The following is a 3,915-nucleotide window of genomic DNA, read 5'->3' on the forward strand; positions in this document are numbered from 1 at the left end:
TTCGTGACCTTGACATTGAAGATTTCTGCGAGACTGCGGTATCAATTTACCTGTTCCACGAAATGCAACACGTAGCACAGAGGATGGTGGATTTTGCCGATGTCCAGACGTTGAAGCAGACGGCTGGCCCTCACAAGCTGGGCGAACTCGATGTGATTGCCGATGCCGTCGCGGCGCAGATTTTCGCGACTCTGTATGCAGCAGATTTCGGCAATGATCGCAGGATCTATGCGTCTGCTTTTTTTAATGCGCTGCGGTTCATGATCGAATTTTGTTTCCCTGCCTTTGGCTTCCCTTTGGGAAAGAAGCACAAGGTCCAACGAGCCTTGGGAGTCGTCTTGATGGCTGTTCTCACAGAGCGAGCCATTCGGAATGGCGAGTGGGACGCGGAGTTTGATGCACCGCTTTATCCTGCTTTTTCGAAAAACTTCACTAAAATGGCCCTGCTCTCGTATGCCGGGAGCCCTTCTATTTCGATAGTGCAGTTTACCAAGTCCCTTAAAACAGGCTCCGTGAAAGAGATGCTCGAGTTGATTGACAGCGATCACATCGACAAGATTCTGGACCGCGCCCGGGAGTTGGTCTGAACTGCAGGCGAATTTACTGGCGCGCACACATGCATCTCTTTTGAGATCCAGCGTCTGCTGCCAGTCGGTTTCGAACAACTCGGCGGTTGGAATTTTATCGAGGTCGGTCCCCGCTTTCCGATTCACTCCATCCGCCATGTCTGTCCCGCCGAGATTCAAAACAGTACTGCCGGAAGACTCTTCCGGCACTGGGGCCGTCCATCGGTGCTGCGATCTTTAGCTGAAGGGGGCTGGCCATCAGCGCGCCGGGCAGGAAGGTGTTTGTACTGATAGGTTGGTGGCGCTCGGCCGTGTCGGCTTTGAGCTGTTCATGGTGCGGCGCCCAAGCGTATCGTACACCCAGCTTGGGGAGACACATCACATGCGCACCACATCAGACACCATCGCCTCTCTCGGCCTCGCCATCGGCGGCGCCTTCGGCCTTGCCGGCACCTTCGTCGCCAGCGCTCCGCTGCGCGAAACGCTCTGGACGATCGACGGCGCGGCGCTCGTGGTCGCCACCGCGCTGCTGACGATGAAATACCAGCGGCTGGGCAATGACTGCGTCGCTGCCGGGTTCCTGACCTTCCTGGCCGGAGAGACCCTGCTGATGGCGGGCAATGCGGCGGGGCTTGAGGCCAGCGTGCCTTCCTATGTCGGCGGCATCACGCTGTGGGCAGCAGCACTGGTCATGGTCAGCATGCCCAGGACATTTGCCCTGTGGATGCGGCTCACCGCGCTCGTGGCCGCCGTGCTGTTTGTCGTCTCGGCTTGCATGATCCTCTGGCGCGCGCCCTTGCTGCCGACCTCCGCGCCGTTGCCCGCCGCCGGCTATCCTTTCCTGGTGCTGACCTTTGTTGACTGGATCTGGACGCTGCTGAGGGCGGAGCGGTGAGCTTTTGTCCGCTTCCGTACCAAACGTCCGGCCTGGTTGATCGGGCATCAGCGGGGCGGTAGAAATTCCGGGCGGCGGACCTAGGTTCGCCAATGGCCGGCGCGGGCTCAGGCAACTGCCTCACCGGCATTCGCGCCGGCCATTTTCCACCCGCAGATGATCGCAGCGATCCACCGGCCAGCGCCGCACTTGAAGGAGCGCCGACGCTTCTTGCCTTCCCCCCCTTGTGGGGGAAGGTGGATCGGTGCGCAGCGCCGAGACGGATGAGGGGTGCGTGACGGAGTGAGGCGGTGAAGGTTCTGCTCTGGTTCAGATTCGTTTACTGTTGGCGTCTCGCCAAGCTGGAACACCCCTCATCCGTCTTGCCGCTTCGCGACAATCCACCTTCTCCCACAAGGGGAGAAGGTAAAGCGAACGTTGGCGCTTCAAGACTCAATCCACACCTTCTCGAAATGCTGTTCCAGCGCCTGGTGCTGTTCGCAGCCTTCGACGCCTTTGCGGTACGTCCGGTAGACCGAGCGCCAGTAGGGTTGGATGATGATGCCTGAATCGCGCAAATTCTGCTCGATCTTGGCCATGATCTCCTTGCGCGCCTTGGCGTCCGGCGTCGCCAGCGCCTTGTCGAGCAGCGTGTCGAATTCGGGATTGGCGTAGGCGCTCTCGTTCCAGGCGGCGCCGGATTTGTAGGCGAGCGCCAGCACCTGGACGCCGAGCGGGCGGCCGAGCCATTCGGTGCAGGAGAAGGGGTATTTGCTCCAGTCGTTCCAGAAAGTGGCGGCGGGCAGCACGGTGCGCTTGATCTTCAGGCCGGCGTCGCGCATCTGCGCGCCGATGGCGTCGCCGGTGCTCTTTTGCCATTCGACATCGACGGAGATGAGCTCGAATTCGTGGTCGGCCTTGCCGGCCTCGACAAGCAGCTTCTTCGACTGGTCGACGTCACGCTTGGCCGGGCCGATATCGGCATATTCGGGATGCATGGGGCCGACATGGTGGTTGTCGGCGGGCTTGCCGCGGCCGCCGAGGCCGAGCGCCAGTACGGCGGAATTGTCGACGGCGAGTTGGGCGGCGCGGCGCACTTTGACGTCGTCATAGGGCGCGTTGGCGACATTGAAGCGGGCGACGATGGTGGAGCCGGTGGCGATCTCGGAGTTCATCAGCCCCATCGTCTCGGTCTGCGAGACGGCGTCGGAAGCGGTTTCGTGGTCGGTGTCGATCTCGCCGGATTCGAAGGCCGACAGCATGGCGTTGGGGTCGGAGCCGTAGTCGACCCATTTGATGCCGTCGAGATGGAATTCGCCCTTCCACCAGGGCTTATCCCTGCGCTTCACCTCCGCACCCGTCTCGGCATCCCAGCTGACCAGCTCGCAGGGGCCGGTGGTGATGGCGAGCGCCTTCAGGGGATCGCCGTCGCCCTCATAGGAGCGGTGCATGATCAGCGCCGGATAGTCGGCCATGCCGGCGATCAGCGAGATGTCGGGCTTCGGCAGATTGAGCTTGATGGTGAAGTCGTCGACCTTGGCGATGCCGCCATCGACGACCTTCTTGGTGTCGGCATTGACCAGCGCGCCCATGCGCGCGGCGACCGAATTGCCCGGCACCGAGGCATCGCACCAGCGGGTGAGGTTGTGAATGACATCATCGGCGTTGAAGGCATCGCCATTCGACCAGGATATGCCCTTGCGCACATGCAGGGTCAGCGTCCTGGCGTCGTCGCTCGCCTCCCAGCTTTCGAGCAGCCAGGGCTCGAAGGAGAAGTCGGTGTTCCAGCGCACCAGATATTCGTTGCAGTGGCGGGCGACATTCGACATCTCCACGCCGTCGAAGGTGCGCGGGTCCTTGAAGCCCTTGACGTTCATGGCGACGCGCAGGACGCCGCCCTTCTTCGGTTCTGCCGCGCGGGCAGGGGTGGGGGCGAGCCCGCCCAGCGCAAACGCGCCGGCGGCACTGACACCGAGGCCGGCCATCAGCACCAGATATTCGCGGCGGTTGATGCCGCCGGTCCTGAAATCATCGGCGACGGATTTGGCTTGCGGGTGGAGTTTGCGGTCGGTCAGCATGAATTTCATCGTCGTTCCCCTGTTGTTGATGCATGCCGCCCAAAAGTGCCCAGCGGTTTTGGGACAACGGCATGCACAGAAAAATCGCCCCGGCCGATCGACAGACGCGGGGGCGGACGCGACCGCCGGGGCGCCGTTGCCTGAGCGGGAATGATAGAGCGGGGTGACGCTAGGGAGTGTTCGGTTTTCCGCAGTGATTGTGCGGGGTTCCGCAGGGGGAGTCGGCAGTGCGCTTATGCTTTGCAGCCGCGCTGCGAGGAGATGCGCCAACGGCGCGGCGCCAATCTCCCTCCTTGAGGGGGAGATGGCCGGCAGGCCAGAGGGGGTCGGCACGACGGGACGCGACCTCCTACTTTAAAAAAGATGATGCTAGCGCTCTACGCGCGACGACCCCCTC

General features: G+C 62.1%; 3 protein-coding genes. 2 read left to right on the forward strand and 1 reads right to left on the reverse strand.

Annotated features, from left to right (window positions below):
• The coding region (locus EN893_RS22680) for a hypothetical protein (protein ID WP_164901027.1) at positions 1–587 on the forward strand (587 nt) is incomplete at its 5' end.
• Positions 588–948: 361 nt separating this feature from the next.
• Positions 949–1,461: a hypothetical protein gene (locus EN893_RS38205; RefSeq protein ID WP_164748708.1), complete on the forward strand. Its 513-nt coding sequence runs from the start codon at positions 949–951 to the stop codon at positions 1,459–1,461.
• Between the two features lie 425 nt (positions 1,462–1,886).
• On the opposite strand, the gene EN893_RS22695 is transcribed toward EN893_RS38205, so the two are convergent.
• Complete coding sequence (locus EN893_RS22695; protein ID WP_127269729.1) at positions 1,887–3,527, reverse strand: ABC transporter substrate-binding protein; 1,641 nt, start codon at positions 3,525–3,527, stop codon at positions 1,887–1,889.
• Between the last annotated feature and the right edge of the window lie 388 nt (positions 3,528–3,915).

The sequence above is a fragment of the Mesorhizobium sp. M7A.F.Ca.CA.004.04.2.1 genome, from assembly GCF_004022825.1.
Lineage (GTDB): Bacteria > Pseudomonadota > Alphaproteobacteria > Rhizobiales > Rhizobiaceae > Mesorhizobium.